The sequence below is a fragment of the Spongiibacter sp. IMCC21906 genome, from assembly GCF_001010805.1.
In the GTDB taxonomy this organism is placed as follows: Bacteria; Pseudomonadota; Gammaproteobacteria; order Pseudomonadales; family Spongiibacteraceae; genus Spongiibacter.
On the sequence record NZ_CP011477.1, the window covers coordinates 2,379,792 to 2,400,670 of the forward strand.

General features: G+C 48.9%; 18 protein-coding genes. 5 read left to right on the top strand and 13 right to left on the bottom strand.

The window, feature by feature from the left end:
- Positions 1–8: 8 nt before the first annotated feature.
- The gene (locus IMCC21906_RS11015; RefSeq protein ID WP_047012209.1) at positions 9–1,550 is read left to right on the top strand and encodes an AbgT family transporter; all 1,542 of its coding nucleotides are present in this window, start codon (positions 9–11) and stop codon (positions 1,548–1,550) included.
- Positions 1,551–1,608: 58 nt separating this feature from the next.
- Here IMCC21906_RS11015 and phoU read toward each other — a convergent pair whose 3' ends face one another.
- From phoU to IMCC21906_RS11065, 10 genes are all read right to left on the bottom strand, one after another.
- Entirely contained in the window at positions 1,609–2,325 is a 717-nt protein-coding gene (phoU, locus tag IMCC21906_RS11020; protein ID WP_047012210.1) for a phosphate signaling complex protein PhoU, read from the bottom strand.
- A gap of 41 nt (positions 2,326–2,366) precedes the next feature.
- Positions 2,367–3,167, bottom strand: a complete 801-nt coding sequence (gene pstB / locus IMCC21906_RS11025; protein ID WP_197086000.1) for a phosphate ABC transporter ATP-binding protein PstB — start codon at positions 3,165–3,167, stop codon at positions 2,367–2,369.
- 65 nt (positions 3,168–3,232) lie between these two features.
- A complete protein-coding gene (pstA, locus tag IMCC21906_RS11030; RefSeq protein ID WP_047012211.1) occupies positions 3,233–4,933 on the bottom strand; it encodes a phosphate ABC transporter permease PstA in 1,701 nt (566 codons plus the stop codon).
- 22 nt (positions 4,934–4,955) lie between these two features.
- Positions 4,956–7,190 (bottom strand): ABC transporter permease subunit, encoded by a 2,235-nt coding sequence (locus IMCC21906_RS11035; RefSeq protein ID WP_047012212.1) that lies wholly within the window; start codon positions 7,188–7,190, stop codon positions 4,956–4,958.
- Between the two features lie 167 nt (positions 7,191–7,357).
- Entirely contained in the window at positions 7,358–8,326 is a 969-nt protein-coding gene (locus IMCC21906_RS11040) for a PstS family phosphate ABC transporter substrate-binding protein (protein WP_047012213.1), read from the bottom strand.
- A 97-nt stretch (positions 8,327–8,423) separates the two neighbouring features.
- A complete protein-coding gene (gene phoR / locus IMCC21906_RS11045; protein ID WP_047013360.1) occupies positions 8,424–9,716 on the bottom strand; it encodes a phosphate regulon sensor histidine kinase PhoR in 1,293 nt (430 codons plus the stop codon).
- A 7-nt stretch (positions 9,717–9,723) separates the two neighbouring features.
- Positions 9,724–10,431: a phosphate regulon transcriptional regulator PhoB gene (phoB, locus tag IMCC21906_RS11050; RefSeq protein WP_047012214.1), complete on the bottom strand. Its 708-nt coding sequence runs from the start codon at positions 10,429–10,431 to the stop codon at positions 9,724–9,726.
- A gap of 90 nt (positions 10,432–10,521) precedes the next feature.
- Positions 10,522–11,376: a formyltetrahydrofolate deformylase gene (purU, locus tag IMCC21906_RS11055; protein ID WP_047012215.1), complete on the bottom strand. Its 855-nt coding sequence runs from the start codon at positions 11,374–11,376 to the stop codon at positions 10,522–10,524.
- 14 nt (positions 11,377–11,390) lie between these two features.
- Positions 11,391–12,239 (bottom strand): SPFH domain-containing protein, encoded by an 849-nt coding sequence (locus IMCC21906_RS11060; protein WP_047012216.1) that lies wholly within the window; start codon positions 12,237–12,239, stop codon positions 11,391–11,393.
- Between the two features lie 25 nt (positions 12,240–12,264).
- Complete coding sequence (locus IMCC21906_RS11065) at positions 12,265–12,726, bottom strand: NfeD family protein (protein ID WP_047012217.1); 462 nt, start codon at positions 12,724–12,726, stop codon at positions 12,265–12,267.
- Between the two features lie 165 nt (positions 12,727–12,891).
- On the opposite strand from IMCC21906_RS11065, the gene IMCC21906_RS11070 reads away from it, so the two are divergent.
- The 3 genes from IMCC21906_RS11070 (at position 12,892) to IMCC21906_RS11080 (ending at position 16,274) form a co-directional block, all read left to right on the top strand.
- The gene (locus IMCC21906_RS11070) at positions 12,892–15,063 is read left to right on the top strand and encodes a YgiQ family radical SAM protein (RefSeq protein ID WP_047013361.1); all 2,172 of its coding nucleotides are present in this window, start codon (positions 12,892–12,894) and stop codon (positions 15,061–15,063) included.
- Between the two features lie 200 nt (positions 15,064–15,263).
- Entirely contained in the window at positions 15,264–15,470 is a 207-nt protein-coding gene (locus IMCC21906_RS11075; protein WP_047012218.1) for a cold-shock protein, read from the top strand.
- A 273-nt stretch (positions 15,471–15,743) separates the two neighbouring features.
- Positions 15,744–16,274, top strand: coding sequence for an acyloxyacyl hydrolase (locus IMCC21906_RS11080; RefSeq protein WP_052763501.1), 531 nt, complete (start codon positions 15,744–15,746; stop codon positions 16,272–16,274).
- Positions 16,275–16,395: 121 nt separating this feature from the next.
- Here IMCC21906_RS11080 and rlmKL read toward each other — a convergent pair whose 3' ends face one another.
- Positions 16,396–18,564, bottom strand: a complete 2,169-nt coding sequence (rlmKL, locus tag IMCC21906_RS11085; RefSeq protein ID WP_047012219.1) for a bifunctional 23S rRNA (guanine(2069)-N(7))-methyltransferase RlmK/23S rRNA (guanine(2445)-N(2))-methyltransferase RlmL — start codon at positions 18,562–18,564, stop codon at positions 16,396–16,398.
- Positions 18,565–19,008: 444 nt separating this feature from the next.
- On the opposite strand from rlmKL, the gene rmf reads away from it, so the two are divergent.
- The gene (rmf, locus tag IMCC21906_RS11090; protein ID WP_047012220.1) at positions 19,009–19,212 is read left to right on the top strand and encodes a ribosome modulation factor; all 204 of its coding nucleotides are present in this window, start codon (positions 19,009–19,011) and stop codon (positions 19,210–19,212) included.
- An 81-nt stretch (positions 19,213–19,293) separates the two neighbouring features.
- Here the strand turns inward: rmf and rluB are convergent, their stop codons facing one another.
- Positions 19,294–20,100, bottom strand: a complete 807-nt coding sequence (rluB, locus tag IMCC21906_RS11095; RefSeq protein WP_047012221.1) for a 23S rRNA pseudouridine(2605) synthase RluB — start codon at positions 20,098–20,100, stop codon at positions 19,294–19,296.
- A complete protein-coding gene (scpB, locus tag IMCC21906_RS17190) occupies positions 20,097–20,879 on the bottom strand; it encodes an SMC-Scp complex subunit ScpB (protein WP_082117453.1) in 783 nt (260 codons plus the stop codon). The genes rluB and scpB overlap by 4 nt, the downstream gene beginning before the upstream one ends.

A 20,879-nucleotide genomic window follows, 5' to 3' on the forward strand; every position in this document is an offset into this window, starting at 1 on the left:
GCCGAGTGATGAATGAAGCCGGAAAAACCAAGCCCATCAGTCAACGGTGGCTGGACAATATCGAGCGGCTGGGAAACCGACTGCCCAACCCGGTACTTTTATTTATTATTTTCTGTGCTGTAGTCATCCTTGCCTCATCGCTGGTAAGTGGTGCGGGTATCAATGCCAGTCATCCTCTAACAGGGGAAACTCTCGCGGCTCGATCATTACTCAGTGCGGACGGGCTGCGCTGGATGCTGACTAACGCGGTGAGTAATTTCACCCAATTCGCCCCGGTCGGCCCCGTTATTGTTGCCATTATGGGTATCGCCATCGCCGAACACTCTGGCTTGTTAGCTAAAGTATTACATGCTTTAACATTGCGGGCTCATCCACGCCTGCTCAGTGCCGTAGTGGTCTTTGCCGGGGTACTATCCAGCATTGGTTTTGACGCGGGTTACGTGGTGTTGGTGCCCTTGGCTGCGCTGATTTTTAAAGCGGCGGGACGATCTCCGTTGGCAGGTATAGCGGCGGCTTTTGCCGGGGTATCTGGTGGTTACAGTGCGAATTTATTACTTGGACCCGTGGACGCGGTACTGGCAGGCATATCCAGCGAAGCCATTGCGCTGTTGTCACCCGAGCATGAAGTGCTGACCAGCAGCAACTACTACTTTATTATTGTCTCTACTCTGTTTGTTACCGTCATTGGTGCGCTGGTCAATGACTATCTTGTTGAACCTAGACTTCCGCGCCCCACGCCTCAATCTGACGCTGACGTCGATATTAACAAGACAGGCGAATTGCCAACAGGAGCTGACGAACAACAATCTCAGCGACGCCCCTTGTTCTGGGTAAGTGTTTATAGTGTGGTGTTTGCACTGCTGATGCTGTGGACGGTATTACCCGCACAGGGTTTACTCCGCAACCCCGACCCCAATGGCCTTGTCGCGCTACCGTTATTAAAAACCTTAGTGGTATGGATAGCCCTCTATGCCGGTGGTGCCGGCATTGTATTTGGTTATAGCAGCGGTAAATATCGCAGCAGCAACGACTGGGTAGCGGGTATGGAAAGCGGTATTGCTACCCTGACCGGCTATTTAGTCTTAATGTTTTTTGCCGCGCAATTTGTTAATTATTTTTCTTGGTCGGGCTTGGGCGCATTGGCCGCCATATCCGGTGCAGACTGGTTAAGCAGCTTGGCACTGTCCAAAACCAGCTTACTACTGTTGTTTATTCTCACCAGCGCAGCCATCAATTTATTAATTGGCAGCGCCTCCGCAAAATGGGCAGTGATGGCACCAGTATTTGTGCCCATGCTTGCCCTACTTGGACTGACGCCCGAAGCAACGCAAATGGCCTACCGGATTGGCGATTCGAGTACCAATATCATTACCCCATTAATGCCTTACTTCGGGGTTATAGTCGCGTTCATGCAAAGCCATGACAAAGAAGCGGGAATGGGCACCTTAATGTCGATGATGCTGCCTTATTCCATCTGCTTTCTATTTGCCTGGAGTGGACTGTTATTATTTTGGCTGGGGGTTGGCTTGCCTTTGGGACCGGGAGGTTGACCAGCGCTCGTGCTGGGTGTCAGCACGCTGCCTGACACCCTGAACCGGAACCAAAAAGTTATTCCTGAACAGTCGCTGTCATTTCATCAATATCGGCATGGCGAACATTTTCACCCTTCACCAGATAAATGACATGCTCGGCAATATTTCTTGCGTGATCGCCGATGCGCTCCAAAGACCGCAATGCCCACATGACTTGTAAGACCGAGGAAATAGTGCGGGGATCTTCCATCATATAGGTCACCAAGCTACGCATGGCGGTGCCATATTCTAAATCGACGGCATTATCTTCTTCGGCGACTTGCAGGGCCAGTTCACTGTCAAAGCGGGCAAAGGCATCCAGCGCACTGTGCACCATACCAGCAACGTGGTCACCAATATGACGAATTTCCAATACGCTGCGGGGTAGACCACCCAACTCACTGAGCTTGATTGAGCTTTCTGCCACTTTCTTGGCTTCATCGCCCATTCGCTCTAAGTCGCTTAAAATTTTGCTGATGGACAAGACCAATCGCAAATCACTGGCGGCGGGCTGCCGGCGCGCCAATATAATGGTGCACTCTTCGTCTATAGAAACTTCTAATGCGTTGACCAGTCTGTCGCCTTTGCTGACTTCATCAGCCAAACCCGAATCTTGGTTCATAAAAGCGGTGGTGGCGTCGGCGACTTGTTTCTCAACCAAACCGCCCATTTCCAGCATACGGGTTTTTACTTCGTCCAGCTCGGCATTAAACTGCTGAGAGATATGATGCGCATGTAAATCTTTTTCTTTCATTGTCGGCTACCCCTTATATCTGCCCTTGATGCCTGTTCGAATTAACCGTAGCGACCAGTAATATAGTCTTCAGTTTGTTTATTATCGGGGTTGGTAAACAGCGTTTCTGTGTTATCAAACTCAATAAGCTTGCCCATGTACATAAAAGCAGTGTAGTCAGAAACCCGAGCTGCCTGCTGCATATTATGCGTGACAATAACAATGGTGTATTTGTCTTTTAATTCGTAAATTAGTTCTTCTATTTTCAGCGTTGAAATAGGATCAAGTGCCGAAGCGGGCTCATCCAACAACAGCACTTCTGGCTCAACAGCAATGGTTCTGGCAATAACCAAACGCTGTTGCTGACCACCAGACATACCCAGTGCATTGTCGTTAAGACGATCTTTTACTTCATCCCACAGCGCCGCACCACGTAAGGAGCGCTCGACGACTTCGTCAAGCACCCGCTTTTTGTTGATGCCCTGAATACGCAGACCGTAGGCCACATTCTCATAAATAGATTTGGGAAAGGGGTTCGGTTTTTGAAACACCATGCCCACATGCCGACGCAGCGTTGACACATCGACACCTTTCTCATAAATATTACTGCCATCCAGTCGAATAGCCCCCTCAATTCGGCAGCCATCCACCAGATCATTCATACGGTTAAAGCTGCGCAACAAGGTCGATTTACCACAACCGCTGGGACCGATAAATGCGGTCACTTTTTTTCGGGGAATCAGCATATTAACGTCGAAGAGGGCTTGCTTCTCGCCGTAATAGAGGTCGAGATTTTCTACCGTCAACGCAATATCTTCTTGCTGAATATTATTTTCGTTACGAGTTCGCCCCAGCGACTCCATGTCTATGGCGTGGGATTTAGTCATAGTCTTGTCCGTTGTCATATTTGCAGCCATCATCAACCGCCTTACATTTCCAGCGACTTGTATTTTTCACGCAAGCGATTGCGCAACCCAACGGCACTCAAATTTAACAAGGCGATAATAATCACCAATAACAGTGCTGTCGCATATACCAGCGGCCGTGCCGCTTCTACATTCGGGCTTTGAAAGCCCACATCATAAATATGAAAACCCAAATGCATAAACTTTTGATCTAAATGCACAAAGGGAAAGTTACCATCTACCGGCAACGACGGTGCCAACTTCACCACCCCCACCAGCATCAACGGCGCCACTTCCCCCGCGGCTCTCGCCACCGCAAGAATCAAGCCTGTCATCATTGCCGGGCTGGCCATTGGCAAGACCACTCGCCACAAGGTTTCTGCCTTGGTCGCGCCTAATGCCAAACTGCCTTCTCGCAAATTAAGCGGAATACGAGACAAGCCCTCTTCTGTGGCCACAATCACCACCGGCAAGGTTAACAACGCCAATGTCACCGACGCCCATAGCAGCCCTGGCGTACCAAACGTTGGCGCAGGGAGTGCTTCCGGGAAAAAGGCTTTGTCCATTTCTGCACCTAAAAAGTAGATGAAGAACCCGAGACCAAACACCCCATAAACAATAGACGGGACCCCCGCCAAATTGTTAACCGCAATTCGAACGATCCGGGTCATTAACCCCTGTTTAGCGTATTCACGCAAATAAACCGCCGCAATAACACCAAAGGGAGTCACCAGCACCGACATAATCAGCACCATAATAACCGTGCCAAAAATAGCCGGGAAAATTCCCCCTTCGGTATTGGCTTCTCGAGGCTCTTCGCTGAGAAACGCCCAAAACTGTTGGCAATACACCACCAGCTTTTCTAGCAAACCCATGCTGTTCGGTTTATGGGCTTTAACTACCGTCGAGAAATTCATGACCACTTGTTTGCCGTCACTGGTCTCGGCAGTAAAACTGTCTCGCCGCCACTGCTGATATAAGTCTTGCAGCTGGTTTTGCAAAACGCTGTACTCAGCATCCAGCTCAGCTCGACTGGCCGCGATATCGGCCATTTCTCGTTGCCTGTCGACGGCTGACAGTGAGGTATCTAAGGCCAAGCCCCGCTCTTTCAGGCGCAGACGTTCAATTGCAAAATTGATGGAGCCGATCTCTTTCTTTTCAATCGTTTCTATTTGCTCATGAAGCTCGCTAGCCCGCTCTGCCCGCTCTTGAAACAACTGCCATAACGCCTCGGGAGAATGGGCCTCAAGATTCTGGCCGCTCTCTTTTACATTGCGCAAATAACCATAAAAGTTACCCCACTCCCGACGCTCGATAACAACAACATCGACAGGGTATGTCACCTCTTCTAAATAGTCACTGAGCACCCATTTAAAGTCGACCCCGGTGACATCCCGGTTGCCTTGTTTTAACAGTGCACGATCAATAAAGGCATTGTCATCTGGCAACGAGTAACCCGCGCTGAGGAGCTGTTCAATAGGTACCGACTCTGTTTCAACATGCTCGGCAATGATGGCAGACGCGGTTTCACCCGGCGGCGCGTAGCTAGCTTCCATCACCTGCGAGGGCCAAAAGTGGCCAAAGCCTCTCACGGTTAATAAAAATAACAGACCAATAACTGCCAATGTGCTCACGGTGACGGCGGCGGCATTGACCCAGATCATCGGCTCGCCGCCTTTGCACCAGTCAATAAAACCGTCTTTTTTCTGACCCTGAAGTTCCATGCTGCTTTATCCCCAAAGCCTGTTAAAGATTACCGTAGCGCATGCGTAGTCGCTGGCGCACAATTTCGGCAAAGGTATTCACAACAAACGTGAACATAAACAGCACAAATGCAGCCAAAAACAACACTCTAAAATGCGTACTGTCTACTTCTGTCTCGCCGATTTCTACCGCAATATTTGCCGCAAGAGTACGCATACCTTCAAAGATGTTGGCATCCATAATCGGCGTATTACCGGTGGCCATTAACACAATCATGGTTTCACCCACAGCCCGGCCCATGCCTATCATTAAACCGGAGAAAATACCCGGACTGGCCGTAGGCAACACGACGCCAACCATACTTTGCCAAGGCGTTGCCCCCAGCGCTAACGAACCATAGCTAAGGTGTTTGGGTACGGAAAAAATTGCATCTTCCGCAATAGAAAAAATAGTAGGAATAACCGCAAAGCCCATGGCGATACCCACGACCAAGGCATTGCGTTGATCAAAAGAAATACCAATATCATTGGTAAGCCAGCGACGCATATCGCCATCAAAAAAGGCGCGTTCCATGGGCGCACTCATTTGCACACAGACGATAACCAGCAAAATAATAACCGGGACTAATAACACGGGGTGCCAGCCGTCCGGGACATTTTTACGGAAGTCGTTAGGTAATTTCGACCACAGCCACGCAAAAGCTAAAATCCCTATCGGCATCATTAACAAAATAGCAAAGACGCCAGGCATATTTTTTTCGATAAATGGCGCCAACCACAGCCCAGCCAAAAAGCCCAAAATAACGGTGGGCAAGGCCTCCATTAATTCAATTACCGGTTTTACCTTGCGGCGCAAAGCAGGTGCCATGAAATACGCCGTGTAAATCGCCCCGCAAATCGCCAAGGGCGCAGCAATTAACATGGCATAAAATGCGGCCTTCAAGGTGCCAAAAGCCAACGGTGCAAAGCTGTATTTCGGTTCAAAATCATTACTGGCTGAAGACGACTGCCACACATAATCGGGTTCTGGATAGCTTTCGTACCAGACCTTTTCCCACAGAGCTGCCCAAGATAATTCAGGGTGCTCGTTGTGAAGCAGATAGTTATAAAGCTGTCCCGAGTCGGACTCTATTAACAAACGGTTTGCCCTGGGCGAAATCGCCATGGCGGTAATCTGTGAAATTTCCAGTTGCTTATCTAACAAGCGGCGATGTGCCGTGGAATGAAAAATGTCTAGATCGCCGTTTTCACCAACCGTCAGAAACCCCTTGCGACGATGTTCGGCCACAATGGCCGCAACACCTTTTTGAGCGCTGCGCTCAAAGCCTCTAATTTTCTGTAGCCGATAGCCACTGTTCGACTCATCACTACGAGTGACAAACCACTGAGACAACTCACCGTCATCCCCGGCCACTAATAATGAAATACCCCCCAACAAAAAGCGGACTTCGCTTAAATTACCACGCTCAAAAAGATGGCCCTTGTCAGCAATGATCAGCTTGCGCAGATCAATCAAATTGTACTCACCGCTGTCGCTAAACACATAAAGCCAGTGTTGGTTAGGGCCAATCAACAAGCTTGTTGCCAACATATTTAATGCGGGAAGTTCTACACGCTCTTCAACCAGCGTCACTTCTTCTGTTAAAAAATCTTCTTCTTTAGTCCAACGTTTAGCAAGAAGTTTGCCATCGGCAATACCGGCGACCATTAAAGCATCGTCTGCATCACGCAAAGCCAGTGCGGTTAATGGAGCGCCATCCGTAATTTGCCGAGCTTGCTCACCATAGGGAAACCGCAATACAGGAGTGATGAGTCGCTCATTATTAGGATAGCTCACACGGTAATCATGCTTGGCGATCACCGCCTCACCACTACTAAGCCCCAGCGCAAAGACCCGGCTCTCGTCTGACTCCAAAGCAAAGCTGCTTACAGAAGCATCGTTTAATGGTAGTTGCTGAGATTGGAGGTCGTCACCTGTGGCAACGTCGAAAAATTCGGCCAAGCCCTGATTATCGACTCTAAGCCCGACCTCAGCCTGCTCTTCCATCGCTAAAAATAGCGGTGCAGCAGACGAACTCAATGAATAGTCCCCTACTTTTTCGATAGAAGCCGACTTAAATAGTGGCAGAATTTCGTAAAGCAGATAGAAAAATATCAGCAAAATTGCGAACAACACGGCCACGCCACCACCGGTGATAGTTGCCGTTGCTGCGCGGTCTTTAAATTGTCGCCAGCGACGGAAAGTCGAGGCTGTTTGTCTCACTTCTGCTGAACTCATGGGAAGTCGCCCTGATACAAAACGTAGCGGTAATTAGATAGCAATAGTGTCTAACTGGTGGGTTGCATTAACGTGACAGGGTAAATCCACCGCTAAGACAACTAAATTGTTTAATACGCAAAAGCCGCTACGATAATAGGGTCGCAGCGGCCTTTAATTAAACTATCTTACATTTCTAGTAGTTTATAAATGCGCTCTACTACTTTAGCTGGCAGAGGCACGTAGCCATCTTTTACCACCACTTCTTGCCCTTGTTTGGAAAGAACCAGTTTAAAAAACTCGCGCTCCAACGGCGCCAGTGGTTTATTCGGTGCCTTGTTTACATAAACATAAAGGAAGCGAGATAAGGGATAAGTGCCGTTAGTGGCATTTTCGGAACTTGCCTCAACAAAACCGCTTTTGTCGTCTTTTGCCAGCGGGACAGGACGAACGCTCGGCGTTTGATAACCTACACCCGAATAGCCCACGCCATTAATAGAGGTAGAAACCGATTGAACAACTGAGGCCGAGCCCGGCTGTTCGTTAACGCCATTTTTAAAATCGCCTTTACACAGCGCTTCTTTTTTAAAGTAGCCATACGTCCCAGACACAGAGTTACGACCAAAGATCTGAATATCGCGGCCCTGCCATGGTCCCGTCATACCCACTTGTCCCCACGCTTTAACATCGTCGGGCGCACCACATTTACGAGTGCTGGAGAAAATCGCGTCTATTTGCGCAATGGTTAAACCTTCAATGGGGTTATCTTTGTGGACAAATACCGCCAGCGCATCAATCGCCACCGGCACCGCAGTGGGTTTATAGCCGTATTTTGATTCGAAGGACTCAAGTTCTTTATCCTTCATTTTACGGCTCATGGGCCCCAGGTTTGAGGTGCCTTCAGTCAGTGCTGGTGGTGCCGTAGAGGAGCCCGCTGCTTGAATTTGGACATTAACGTTGGGGTAAGCGCGCTTAAAATCTTCGGCCCACAAGGTCATCAGGTTAGCGAGGGTATCCGAACCAACACTAGAAAGATTACCGGATACGCCAGAAGCTTTTTCGTAAACGTGTAGATCTTTATCTACCTCCGCACCCGCAGAGGCGATACTTGCGCCGATGGCTAGGACTGCTGCTACCAAACTTTGCTTGATTTTCACGTACGACTCCTCAGTGCAGTTAGGGTTTACAGCTGGCACTCTATAGAGGCAATGTGACAGTAATGTTACAAAATGATGAACCACAGAAAAATGATTATTATTCTTTTACCAACAAGGACTTAGGAAATACACAAGTAAAGCGGCTACCTACGGATATGACACTATGAATACGCAATTCGGCACGGTGGCGTATCAAAACATGTTTTACAATCGCCAGACCAAGGCCGGTGCCACCGGTATCAATCGAGCGACTTTCTTCCACTCTATAAAACCGTTCTGTTAACCGGGGAATGTATTGGGGCTCTATGCCAATCCCCGAGTCTTCCACCTCAAAAAAGCCGTTTTGCGCGTCCTGGTACCAACGGAGAGTAATGCGATCGCCATCTTCAGTATAGCGAGCTGCATTCACGGCCAGATTAGAAAACGCACTGCGCAGTTCTGCATAGCTGCCTTTTAAATGCACCGCTTCATCGCACTCAATCGTCACAATGCGATCACCTTTTGCCGCCGCCGCCAGTTCTTCGGCAATCATTTCCATCAATGAACGCAGCTTTATGGTTTCTTGCTCTGCAGCAGCGGGCAAGGTTTCGAGACGAGAAAGCAGCATCAAATCCTGAATCAGATTATGCATACGCTTAGACTGCTGAAGCATTTGCTTAATCGCCCTGTCCCAGCGAGGATTCTCACCGCCATGCTCGGCAAAGGTTTCCAGGTAGCCATTAATGACGGTTAACGGCGTGCGTAACTCATGGGAGACATTGGCAACAAAGTCTTTACGCATTTTTTCAAGACGATGAGTGCGGGTAACATCTCTGGCAAAAAGCAGGCGGTTACCTTGACCAAAATAACTCACACTCACGCTGAGATGGATATGACCGTTTACCGGGGAATACATTTCCAACGGGGCTTTAAAGTCATTCGCCTCAAAGTAGCGTAAGAAGACCGGGGTACGAAGAAGATTTACCAATTGCCGGCCGATATCCTCCTCTTGTCGTAATCCCAGCAAATCCAAAGCAGCGAGATTACACCACTCAATATTACCAGCGGCATCCAGCATCACTACCGCATCAGACATCGAGGCAAAGGACGAACGCAAATAATCGATCATTGCTATCAAACGGCTATTGTCTTGCCGCGACTGCTTGTGCAGATCGTAAATATTATCTAAAACTTGGCCCCACATCCCTATCGCCTCCGGCGGCTCACTATCAACACTGGTTTGCAGCCAATCGCTAAGCTTTTGCAACTGTCGAAGCAGCCAACCACAGGTAATTATTGTTGCAATAAAAAGCGGCCAAATGCCGACATCTAAGAATGCGCTCAGCAGAGCAACAGCTGCCAAAGGCAAGCAGACTTTAAGAAGCTCAGTCTTCCAGCTGTAGTTCTGCATTAACACGTTATGCGCTTATACCCGTTGCAGAAAATCGATAGCCTGTACCCCGCACCGTCTGTATTAGCTGACCAAAATCACGGGTATCGGTGAACAACGCTTTGCGTAGACGACGAATATGGACGTCAACCGTGCGCTCCTCCACATAAACATTGGTACCCCACACCTGGTCCAAAAGTTGACCACGGCTGTAGGCCCGTTCTTGGTGGGTCATAAAAAACTTAAGCAGCTTAAATTCAGTAGGTCCCATGTCGAGGGGCGACTGATTGGCAAATACGCGATGACTGGCCGGATCGAGTTTCAAGCCTTTGATTTCAATGCTCTCTTCATCGTTTTGGCCACCACTGCGGCGTAGCACAGCTTTGATACGAGCCATCAATTCTCGGGACGAAAAAGGCTTGGTGATGTAGTCATCTGCACCCACGTCCAAACCTTGAACGCGATTATCTTCATCGTCTTTAGCCGTGAGCATAATCACCAATAAGTTTTTGGTTAACTCTTCTCGGCGCAGACGTCGTAACAATTCCAAACCACTGGTTACCGGCATCATCCAATCCAGCAGTACCAGATCAGGACGCTGATCAACAATGATCCCGTGGGCATCTTGGGCATTACCGGCTTCTAAGCAGTCATAACCCGCCAATTCCAACCCGACTCGAATCATTTCTCGGATAGCGGCTTCGTCGTCGACGATTAATATTGTTTTCTCACTCATCAGTTAAACCCTTGCTGACGATTTCGATGACTGCATTAAAACGATTAATGATGACATTTTTGTTACGGCGCCTTGTATTTACAGGGCTTCTCAATCAAAAACGACGGTTTTATTTCCATGAACCACAACACGGCTCTCTAAATGGTTTCGCAACGCTCTGGCCAGCACCGCTTTTTCGACATCTTTACCCAATCGCACCATATCATCTTTGCTATGGCGGTGATTCACACGAATGACATCTTGCTCAATGATGGGACCTTCATCGAGGGTTTCTGTCACATAATGGCTGGTCGCGCCAATAAGCTTCACCCCCCGATCAAATGCCTTTTGATAGGGATTGGCACCAATAAATGAAGGAAGAAAACTATGATGGATATTAATCATGTTACCGGGGAAAGCCGCACAAAACTCCGGTGGGATAATCTGCATATATCGGGCGAGCACCACACAATCGGCCTTGGCGTCCAAGGTCAGCTGCATAATCTGCCGATGGGCTTCAGCCTTAGTTTCTGGGCTAATGGGCACGTACTTAAAAGGAATACCATGCCACTCCACCATGCTGCGCAAATTTTCATGATTGCTGATGACACAGGGAATATCGCACTCTAACTCACCGCTATGCCAGCGATGTAAAATATCGGCAATACAATGGGAGGCATGACTGGCCAAAATCACCACTCGGCGCCTCACCTTAGAATCTACCAATTGCCATTGCATATCATAAGAATCAGCAATTTTTTTAAAGCCGTCGCAAAATGCCTCCACGCCAGAGGTTAACGACGCGGCACGAATCTCGTTGCGCATAAAAAACCAATTACTTTCAGCATCCGCATGGTAATTGGCTTCGGTTAGCCAGCCACCCTGGTCCGCCACATACTGGCTAACCCGGGCGACAATACCGACCCGGTCAGGGCAACTGATGACCAGTCTTAAGGTGTGTTCCATAACAAATTTTGATCCTAGGTCTTATTCAACATGCCTCGCAGCGCTTGCGGCAAATCTGCGGGCAACACTAAGGTTTTGGTATTGTTTGAGCTAGCTAACTCAATAAGCGCATCGGCATATTTTTCACCCAGCAAATAGAGCGCGGGAAGCTCTTCACCTTTTACCGCCTGTGACACGACCTCAATGGCCGCACCGCTGGCTTTAGCTAACACAACTTGTGCTTGGGCATCGCGACGGGAGGCCTCGAGCCGACCTTCGGCTTCTAAAATGGCAGCTTGTTTTTCGCCCTCGGCCTTGGTGACTGCCGCCCGACGCTGGCGCTCAGCGGCGGCTTGTTCTTCCATAGCTCGCTGCATGGTATCAGAGGGGCTGATGTCCTGAATTTCCACTGTTTTAAGGGTAATCCCCCAGTCGGAAATATCGTCCGAAATCGCCGCTTTAAGTTTAGCTTTTATCTGATCTCGGGAGGATAAGGCGGAATCCAACGACATTTCACCCACAATCGAACGCAAGGTGGTCTGCACCAAATTCTGAATAGCAATAATATAATCTTCAACCCCGTATACCGCCTTCTCTGGGGACACAATATTGATATACGCCACCGCATTAGCAATGATGACGGCATTGTCTTCGGTAATAACTTCCTGAGAGGGAATATCCAACACAATGTCTTTGGTAGTTATTTTGTAAGCGACCTTATCGATATAAGGAATAATAAAATTCAGGCCCGGTGTTAATGTGCTGTGATACTTACCCAAACGCTGCACAATGTGTTTACTGCCTTGAGGAACGGTGCAAACCCCCATTGCCACGGTGACAATAATCATCACCACCAAGGCACCCGTTATTGCCAGACCTTCCATATCTTAAGTCTCTAAATGAATGAACTTACTCAGCGTGTTTAACAATCAGCTTATTACCCGACAAGTCCTCTACTAGTAGCTTATCACCTACCTCAATGGGGTCATTGCAAATAAAGGCCCATTCTTCGCTGCCCAACATCGGCACAGAAAACCGCATAATGCCATGACCAAACTTGCTACCTTTATTAATCACCATACCCTGTTGACCCACCACCTGCTCTCGGGCCATACCAGCGAGGCTTTTATTCTTCATTTTGGGATGCACATATTTAAACCAAATAAACAGATCCAACGCTGATAACAGCCCCCAGAGTAGCAACTGCCAAACAAAATCCAACGGCACCACCGCGATAACCAAACCAACAGCAACCGCACTGGCGCCAAACCACAACATCACAAAACTGGGCACAAAGATTTCGCTAGAGACCAAAAGCAGCCCTAGTACCATCCAGTGCCAATACGCGATATGCGCGTTTAACCAAGCCATCTAACACTCCCGCAGTACATCTGCCGCAAAAGAATAGCTTATGCCGCCACGGAGTGCACCCACGGCAAATACGCAGAACCAATAAATACCCACGAGGACTCTGCAGTAGGACGGGGGATGCTGTACAATACGCAATTGCCATTTCGCACTCTCCATCAGGTCGCCATGTCTACCAACCCGTCTGCTAATTCGTCCCCCACCCCGCTTTATAGCTATCGTCGCTATTGGGCAGAATGCTTCGGTGAGGCAAAATTTCTTCCCACCAGTAGAGAAGAAATGGACGCATTGGGCTGGGATAGCTGCGATGTTATTGTTGTGACTGGCGACGCCTATGTTGACCACCCCAGCTTTGGCATGGCGGTGATTGGTCGCGTACTGGAGGCCCAGGGCTTTCGAGTTGGCATTATCGCCCAACCGGACTGGCAGTCCGCTGACCCGTTTAAAATCCTCGGTAAACCGAATCTGTTTTTTGGCGTTGCCGCTGGCAACATGGATTCGATGATCAATCGCTACACCGCAGATCGCCGACTCAGGCACGACGATGCTTACTCACCGGACAACCAAGGTGGCCAACGGCCAGACCGGGCTGTAATTGTTTACTCCCAACGCTGCCGCGAAGCCTATAAAGATGTACCCATTGTGATTGGCTCCATTGAAGCCAGTCTCAGACGCATTGCTCACTACGATTACTGGAGCGACAAAGTCCGCCGTTCTATTTTATTAGACGCCCGCGCGGACATTCTTTTATACGGCAATGCCGAACGAGCTATTGTCGATGTTGCTCACCGCCTGTCACGGGGCGAGCAAGTTGCTGATATTCAAGATTTACGGGGCACGGCTTTTGTTCGCAAAGCCCCACCAGCAGGCTGGACAGTGATCAACTCCAGCACCGTGGATACGCCTGGACCGGTAGAACCGATAACCAGTCCCTATGTCGATACCACCGCTACGCCAGAATGTGACAAATCCCAGCAAGAGGCCGCCGCAGAAACAGACGTCCAAACAGTTCGCATTCTTGACCCGCGAAATGCTCGCAAACATAACAGCCCACCAGAAACCACCGTCATTCGCCTGCCCGACTACGAGACAGTTAAATCTGACCCGGTGAGCTACGCCCATGCGGCCCGGGTGCTGCATTTGGAAACCAACCCCGGCAATGCCCGAGCACTTATCCAACGTCACGGCGATCAAGAGGTCTGGCTAAATCCACCACCGATCCCGCTTACCACTGACGAATTGGACTGGGTGTTTGAACTGCCCTACCAGCGTAAGCCCCATCCTCGTTATGGCCAGGCCAAAATCCCCGCCTACGATATGATTCGCTTCTCGGTGAACATCATGCGCGGCTGTTTTGGCGGCTGTAGCTTTTGCTCAATTACCGAGCATGAAGGCCGTATTATCCAAAGCCGCTCAGAAGAGTCCATCGTTAAAGAAGTAGAAAAAATCCGCGATCAAACCCCGGCGTTTACTGGTGTGATCTCAGACCTGGGTGGCCCCACCGCCAATATGTGGCGACTGACCTGCAAGAGCAAAGAGATTGAGGAAAACTGTCGACGCTTATCCTGTGTATATCCCGGCATCTGTAAGAACCTCGACACCGACCAAAGCCCCTTAATCGGTTTATACCGAAAAGTCAGAGAGCTGGACGGCGTTAAAAAAGTTTTGATAGCCTCAGGACTGCGATACGACTTAGCGGTAGAAACCCCTGAATATGTCAAAGAGCTGGTGACTCACCATGTGGGAGGCTATTTAAAAATTGCCCCCGAGCACTCAGAAAATAGCCCGCTATCTAAAATGATGAAACCCGGCATGGGCAGCTATGACCGCTTTAAAGCCATGTTCGAAAAATTCTCCAAGCAGGCTGGCAAAGAGCAATACCTGATCCCCTATTTTATCGCTGCCCATCCCGGCACTCGCGATGAAGACATGATGAACCTGGCCTTATGGCTAAAGCAAAATGGCTTTAGAGCCGATCAAGTACAGGCTTTTTATCCCTCGCCAATGGCCAACGCCACTGCGATGTATTACTCGGGGAAAAACCCACTCCGTAAAGTCACCCGCAATAGCGAAGACGTCTTTAGCGCCAAAGGGCTAAAACAACGGCGTCTACATAAAGCCTACCTGCGCTACCACGACCCTGAAGGCTGGCCATCACTACGGGAATCCCTATTAAAAATGGGTCGTAGAGACCTTATCGGCTATGGCAAAAAGCATTTAGTGCCACCAAAACAACCGGTCAACTGGACACCCAAAAAGGGCGCACCCAAAAACAAACCCGGCAATGGTCGTCGTCTGTTAACCCAGCACACAGGTCTACCACCTCGCAAAACGCAATAAAAAGTTCATATTTTAGCGAGGAAAAGGCTTTATATGCCGCTGGCGAGTGTGTATATAATTAAGCCGCTGGCAAATAGATGCAGCTTGGTTTTATGTAAAAGCACCACGAAGTCGTTTTAAGTACCTCGTTCTGTTTCATAAGTACCCTGCCTATCTCTGCTCATGCAATTCAAGGTATAAACCATAACGAGGTTATCAACATGGCTAAAAGCACTGGCAAAGTTAAGTGGTTCAACGAGACAAAAGGATTCGGTTTTATTGAGCAGGATTCTGGTCCAGACGTGTTTGTTCATTTCAGCGCCATCAGCGGCAGTGGTTTTAAAACACTGGCAGAAGGCCAAGCTGTAGAATTTGAAGTACAAACAGGACAAAAAGGCCCACAAGCCGCCGACGTCACCGTTCTGTAACCTGTAAGCACCCCGTCCAACTCTGGGAGTCACGCGATTTGTCGACTCCCATATTTTTCATTACGTCAAAGCAAACGCGCTCACCCTTCTAGCTCGTCTACTGCCTTTTTATTTATCTGCGCCAACTGTCCTTCTTTTTCTTCTCCCTATAAATTTGCCTCCGCTGCAAATCGCAATGGCACAACACTTCCAGACAAATAGGCAAAACTTTTTCGAGACTGATAAGAAAATTGCATTATCATAACGCCTATCTTTATTTCATAGACCCTTTATATGAATCGGCTATTGCTCGTCACACTCCTCTCGTTACTGTGTAGCTTGGCCCACTCGGCAGAGTACAACAAACATGAATGGCGACTAGGGCTACTAGCGCATAATAAAGGACCCATTGCCAGCGAGACTGAAGACGGCCCTGATATCAATATTGCGTATCATTACTTAATGAAAGCATATTCATGGGGTGGCGCCTTCGCGCATGGCGGTGCAGTTATTAACCTTGCCGACGGCACCAGCTACGTTTACACCGGCTTAAATACCCAGATTCCCTTCGGCGAGTCACCATTTTTCTTTGAAGTAGGCGGCGGCTTTGCAATACATGATGGTGACTTAGAAAAGAAATCCAAAGAACGAAGAGAAATGGGCTCGCGGGTACTGTTTCATTTCGAAAGCAGTTTTGGCTATAACTTTAACAATGGTATGTCGCTAAGCTTCTTCTTTGACCATATTTCTAATGGCAGCATTTTAAATGACGACGACAATAAAGGCTTAGATACTTACGGCTTAAGACTGGGCTATAGCTACTAAGATCTATAGCTACTAAGATCTATAGCTACTAAGATTGATAGCGACCAAGATCCAAGCAATCAAGCTAAATGAATAGGGCCTGGGTTATTACCAGCTAGTTAACAGGCCCTAAATACATTCATTACGCTTTATGGCGTATAAACCAGCAAAAGTGAATCGCTTTGCTGCGCCCTTTAAAGTCTTCATCTAAAGACCAGCGACAACGGTCTTCAATATCAAATTGTTCGTTCAAGTCAGCATCTAAAACGAAGTCGCGTTTATTGGTGGAAAATATCAATACGCCTTCTTTATCCAGACGCGCCATACTCGCCGCAATTAAATCCGCGTGATCACGTTGGGTATCTAACACCCCTTCCATTCGTTTTGAATTAGAGAATGTTGGCGGGTCCAGCAAAATCAGATCGTACTGTTCTTTGCAGTTGGCCAACCACTGCACACAATCGCCCTGCTCTGTGCGATGCCTGGCATCACTCAAACCATTCAAGGCCAAATTATTTTTGGCCCACTGTAAATACGTGTGGGACATATCTACAGAGGTTGTGTGTTTTGCGCCCCCGACACCGGCTTGAACACTGGCCACGGCGGTATAGCAAAATAAGTTTAAGAAGCGCTTTCCCTTTGCCATTTTGGCAATTTCCAAACGCACAGGCCGATGGTCCAAAAATAACCCGGTATCTAAAAAGTCCTTTAAATTGATCAATACCGTCGCCGCGCCTTCTTTTACCTCTAGATACTGATTCTCTTGTTCACGGCGTTGATATTGTTTTGTGCCCTTTTGCCGCCGCCGTTCTTTAATCGCGATTTGTCGTTCATCACAGTCAAATACTTCGGCGCAAGCCTGTACCACATCCCGCAACCGGCGCTGGGTATCTTCTTCCGGTATTGACGCCGGTGCTGCGTATTCAGAGATATGAATATTGCCCTGGTAGTCATCAATAGCCACTGCGTATTCCGGCATATCGGCGTCATAAACCCGGTAGCAATGCACCTCATTTTTGCGTTTCCACTTCGCCATGCGCTTAATATTTTTTCGCAGCCGATTGGCAAACATTTGACCACCGGGGCTCAATGCCGGTCTTGCTCGGCTTATCTCACCCGGCGCTGAATGTTGATCAACAAAGGAATCCGATTGAATATCAAACAACAATAGCTTGGAGGCAATTTCACCATTTAAAAATTGATACTGACGGCCACTTTTAATACCCATGCGCTTGCCCAACTCTGGGTTGCCGGTAAAAACGGCGCCCCGCCAACCGACAAAATCTCGCTTCATAGCGCTGCCCAAGCTGCGATAAAGGTGGCTTAACTCCGCCTCATCACCCAAGCGTTCGCCATAGGGCGGATTACAAATAAGCAGTCCCTCAGGGGCATCGGTATTCGGCAGGCTTAAGCTTGCCAACTCCTGCCGAACAACCGTGGCATATGAATTCAAACCCGCCCTGGCAATATTCTGCCGAGCAATCGCCGCCGTTTTGCCGTTGGCATCAAAACCCAAAATCGGTGGAAACTGCCGTGTTAACGCCAGGTCTCGTTCTACGCATGCTTGCTCTATAAGCGCGAGCCACTGGGAGGCATCGTGCTTTAACCACCCTTCAAACCCCCAGTATTTTCGGTCTAGACCTGGCGCTATCCCCATTGCCATCATCGCCCCCTCAATCAAGAAGGTACCGGAGCCGCACATAGGGTCTAATAGCGCACCGCCACGACTGGCAATACCCGGCCAATCGGCGCGAAGCAATAACGCGGCGGCAAGATTCTCCTTTAGCGGTGCCATGCCACCGTCAAGACGGTAACCCCGTCGATGTAAGCTATCGCCACTGAGATCGATAGCGACAGTAACTTCACCTTTTCTCAGCCGGATATTTAACTTCAGGTCCGGGGATTGTTTAACAATAGAAGGGCGATCCAGGCCCGCTTCCAGAAAACGGTCAACGACAGCGTCCTTACAGCGCAGAGCACCAAAATGACTATTGCGTATCGCGCCGCTGCGGCCACTGAAATCCACCAGTAGGCTTGCGCCTGCTGCCAGGTGCTCAGTCCAGTTCACCGCTTTTACGCCTTCATACAAGGTATTATCATCAGGAGCCGTGAAACGCGACAACACCAGCAACAGTCGATTGGCTAAGCGAGACCACAGACAAAACCGATACGCATTTTCCAAACTGCCCTGCAATATCACTGCACCCACAGTTTCTTTTTCAAACTGCATCCCCAGCTGACGGGCTTCTTCTTGTAACAAGCCTTCCAGGCCTTTTGGGCATGTCGCTTGAAACGTAAATACTTCTTTCATGAATTCTCAATACCTTGGGCAATGCGCCGCGATGCTACAAATCGATCACTAAGTTACAAACTGAGCGCGTTGCCGCGCGTTCAAAAAGACTGTTTTGTATCATAAGCAATTATTTGAAAATGACCTTTAAACAGGGTCCGTAAAAAATACCTATACACTAAAGAAAAATTCTTTTACTTACAGAACCTTAACGCTATATATAAAAGCCATCTAAAGGGGCGGCGTTTTATAAGAATTTGGTCCTCGACGACCATTGTTAAAATTTGATTACATAAGGATTCGTTTCTCTGGCAACCCCTGCTGGCGAAACTGATAAGGCCCAAGGAGCAGTAATACAAGGAGCCATGGTACAAGAAGCAATTGCTTAAACAGTAACTCCAGAAAACAATGGTACGAGCTTTTCGAAAGCAACACGTTGAAAAAAATACCGGAGGCATTTGCCCTATGAAAAGACAGAAACGCGATATGACCGAGCGCGCTTACCAACGTGGTTACACCGCAGGCATATCTGGCAGAACCAAAGAATGTTGCCCCCACAATCAGGATCAACTCAAACAAGAGTGGATAACTGGCTGGCGCGAAGGTCGCAACGATCATTGGGATGGACTCAGTACTGCTGCTGCATTGCAAAAACAAGCGTTTCACTAGCCCCATCGTACACTAGGAGAAAGACCCCTAAATGGGGTCTTTTTTTTGCTTGTTTTTTGGCTATCTTTTACGGCAAATGCATTAGCGCTTTCTACTGTCGTGACGACGTGTTTTAGTCGCCACAGGCGTTTCCAAAACAGGCATCTCCATATTGGCCATGCCATAAATATCGCTAATTTCCTGGGTATTTAGCTCAGTCCACTGACCAACCTTGACCTTGGACGGAATAAACACCGAACCGTAACGCACCCGTTTGAGGCGATTCACCTGCAAGCCCTGAGACTCCCAAAGCCTGCGTACCTCACGGTTACGACCTTCCATAATCACCACGTAATACCAGTGATTGATGCCCTCACCACCGCCATCGACAACGTCGGTGAACTTTGCCACACCATCGTCCAGCTGCACACCATCGACCAAGCTCTGAAGATTTTCTTCTGTGGCATTCCCCATCACCCGACAGAGATACTCACGCTCAATCACGGTAGAAGGATGCATAAGCTTATTTGCCAACTCACCGTCGGTCGTAAACAACAGCAAGCCTGTAGTATTAAAATCTAAACGGCCCACACAGACCCAGCGCTCACCTTGCAGCGCGGGTAGACGATCAAACACTGAGCGGCGACCTTCCGGGTCTTTGCGGCTACAAATCTCGCCTTCTGGCTTGTTGTATAACAACACTCTGGGCATAGCCGATTTAGCAGCTGCAGCTTTCACCGGTTTGCCATCTACCTTAATCTTGGCTTCGCTGGTCACTCTATCGCCTAAGGTGGCGGTTTTACCGTTGACGCTAACCCGGCCATCGGAGATAACACGCTCCATTTCTCTTCGTGATCCTAGCCCGGCCCGCGCAAGAACTTTTTGAAGTTTTTCATCCGCGAGACTCATGAACGCTCCTGATCGACGGGGAAAGAAGTAATTTCTGTATCTGTATCTGTATCTGTATCTGTATCTGTATCTGTATCTAGTTCGGCTTCGGCTTCGGCTTCGGCTTCGGCTTCGGCTTCGGCTTCGGCTTCGGCTTCGGCTTCGGCTTGATAATTGTCATCATCTACATCGGCACTGTCTTCAACAATAGACACGCCTTCTGTCTTCAGCTGATCTCCACCGCCGCCCAGTTCAAGCTCGCCATTAAGGGAGTCTAAATCTGCCAACTCGGCCAAGCTGGGTAACTCGTCCAGATTGCGAAGATCAAAATAATCGAGAAACTGTCGGGTGGTCGCGTACATTGCCGGTCTGCCGGGTACATCTTTATGGCCGACGACTCTTACCCACTCCCGCTCCAACATCGTTTTAATGATATGGGAGCTGACAGCCACGCCGCGAATATCTTCAATATCACCGCGAGTAATGGGCTGGCGATAGGCAATCAAGGCCAAGGTTTCTAGCATCGCTCGTGAATAGCGCTGCGGACGCTCGTCCCAAAGCCTGCCCACCCAAGGCGCCAAGTCTTTGGCCACCTGAAAACGGTAACCACTGGCCACCAAACTCAAATTATAACCACGGCCTTCACAGGCTTGCTCTATCTCAGTCAGTGCGTCACGAATTTCCGTGGCAGCGGGACGCGTCTCTTCGTCAAATAGAGCTGCCAACTGGGCAATGGTCAGCGGTTTACCCGCAGCCATTAAGGCCCCTTCTATCACGCGTTTTAGTAAATCTGCTTCCAT

Excerpts from the sequence above, each read along its gene's own strand:
- IMCC21906_RS11015 (WP_047012209.1), top strand. The coding sequence starts at position 9 with ATGAATGAAGCCGGAAAAACCAAGCCCATCAGTCAACGGTGGCTGGAC.
- phoU (WP_047012210.1), bottom strand. The coding sequence starts at position 2,325 with ATGAAAGAAAAAGATTTACATGCGCATCATATCTCTCAGCAGTTTAAT.
- pstB (WP_197086000.1), bottom strand. The coding sequence starts at position 3,167 with ATGGAGTCGCTGGGGCGAACTCGTAACGAAAATAATATTCAGCAAGAA.
- pstA (WP_047012211.1), bottom strand. The coding sequence starts at position 4,933 with ATGGAACTTCAGGGTCAGAAAAAAGACGGTTTTATTGACTGGTGCAAA.
- IMCC21906_RS11035 (WP_047012212.1), bottom strand. The coding sequence starts at position 7,190 with ATGAGTTCAGCAGAAGTGAGACAAACAGCCTCGACTTTCCGTCGCTGG.
- phoR (WP_047013360.1), bottom strand. The coding sequence starts at position 9,716 with ATGCAGAACTACAGCTGGAAGACTGAGCTTCTTAAAGTCTGCTTGCCT.
- phoB (WP_047012214.1), bottom strand. The coding sequence starts at position 10,431 with ATGAGTGAGAAAACAATATTAATCGTCGACGACGAAGCCGCTATCCGA.
- purU (WP_047012215.1), bottom strand. The coding sequence starts at position 11,376 with ATGGAACACACCTTAAGACTGGTCATCAGTTGCCCTGACCGGGTCGGT.
- IMCC21906_RS11060 (WP_047012216.1), bottom strand. The coding sequence starts at position 12,239 with ATGGAAGGTCTGGCAATAACGGGTGCCTTGGTGGTGATGATTATTGTC.
- IMCC21906_RS11065 (WP_047012217.1), bottom strand. The coding sequence starts at position 12,726 with ATGGCTTGGTTAAACGCGCATATCGCGTATTGGCACTGGATGGTACTA.
- IMCC21906_RS11070 (WP_047013361.1), top strand. The coding sequence starts at position 12,892 with ATGTCTACCAACCCGTCTGCTAATTCGTCCCCCACCCCGCTTTATAGC.
- IMCC21906_RS11075 (WP_047012218.1), top strand. The coding sequence starts at position 15,264 with ATGGCTAAAAGCACTGGCAAAGTTAAGTGGTTCAACGAGACAAAAGGA.
- IMCC21906_RS11080 (WP_052763501.1), top strand. The coding sequence starts at position 15,744 with ATGAATCGGCTATTGCTCGTCACACTCCTCTCGTTACTGTGTAGCTTG.
- rlmKL (WP_047012219.1), bottom strand. The coding sequence starts at position 18,564 with ATGAAAGAAGTATTTACGTTTCAAGCGACATGCCCAAAAGGCCTGGAA.
- rmf (WP_047012220.1), top strand. The coding sequence starts at position 19,009 with ATGAAAAGACAGAAACGCGATATGACCGAGCGCGCTTACCAACGTGGT.
- rluB (WP_047012221.1), bottom strand. The coding sequence starts at position 20,100 with ATGAGTCTCGCGGATGAAAAACTTCAAAAAGTTCTTGCGCGGGCCGGG.
- scpB (WP_082117453.1), bottom strand. The coding sequence starts at position 20,879 with ATGGAAGCAGATTTACTAAAACGCGTGATAGAAGGGGCCTTAATGGCT.